Origin of the sequence: Actinomadura sp. B10D3, assembly GCF_039871695.1 — a bacterium.
In the GTDB taxonomy this organism is placed as follows: Bacteria; Actinomycetota; Actinomycetes; order Streptosporangiales; family Streptosporangiaceae; genus Spirillospora; species Spirillospora madurae.
The window spans coordinates 1-962 of the sequence record NZ_JBDPLY010000099.1 but is presented as its reverse complement, the minus strand read 5'-3'; the positions used below and the strand labels follow the sequence as shown (position 1 = coordinate 962).

The 962-nt window shown below is 68.0% G+C and carries 1 protein-coding gene; it reads left to right on the top strand.

Annotated features, from left to right (window positions below):
- Nucleotides 1-183: 183 nt before the first annotated feature.
- A partial coding sequence (locus tag ABGB11_RS42430; RefSeq protein WP_347641375.1) for a transposase family protein occupies nucleotides 184-962 on the top strand: 779 nt, incomplete at its 3' end.

Sequence of the window (962 nt, the reverse complement as noted above, 5' to 3'; positions counted from 1 at the left end):
TGAGGTTTTCTCTGCAAGATCGATTAGGACAGCAGGGACTTCTGGGGCATGAACGGGCACGGGCAGGCAGGCGCGCGGACAGATCGGAACACCCCGAAATGGGCGTGGAGCCCTCGGTAGAGAGGTCTTTGCGACAAGATCCCGTCTCTGCCCGAAAGGCTCCACGTGGTCACCTACCCTGCCATGCTCGACGTCTCGCGTGAACTCATCCGGTACGTGGCCGGCCTGCTGCGCGCCGAGCGCAGAGCCCGCGGCACCCGGCGTGGAACACGTGCGCTGAGCTGCTGGGTCCAGGCGGTCTTCGTCATCGCCTGGTTCCGCGACCGCCCCAACCTGTACCGGCACGGCACCGCGTTCGGCATCTCCCAGGCCACCGCCTACCGGTACCTGCACGAGGGCATCGACGTCCTGGCCGATCAGGCACCCGACCTCCACCAAGCTCTCGGACGCGCCGTCGCCGACGGGCTGGGGCACCTGATCCTGGACGGGAAGATATTCGACACCGACCGGTGCCGCCTGAGCACCATCAGCGTCAAGGGCGAGCAGATCGATTCCTGGTACTCGGGAAAGACCCACGACTTCGGCGGCAACGTCCAGGCCCTGTTCGAACCGGACGGGTTCCCGATCTGGACCAGCGACGTCGAACCCGGCCACACCGTCGACATCACCGCCGCCCGCGCCCATGTGCTGCCCGCCGCACGCCCGGCCGCACGCGCACTCCCGATTCTGGCGGACCCCGGCTACGACGGCGCAGGCCACGGCGTCCATATCCCGTTCAAGCAGCCCACCGGCGGCGGCGAACTCCACATCGACAACCGCACCTACAACGCCCTGCTACGCGCGCTGCGCAGCCTGGGCGAACGCGGCTTCGCCCTGCTCACCGAACGCTGGACCACGCTCCAGCACATCACGCTCAGCCCCAGCCGGATCGGCGATCTCGTCCGGGCCGCCCTCGTCCTAGT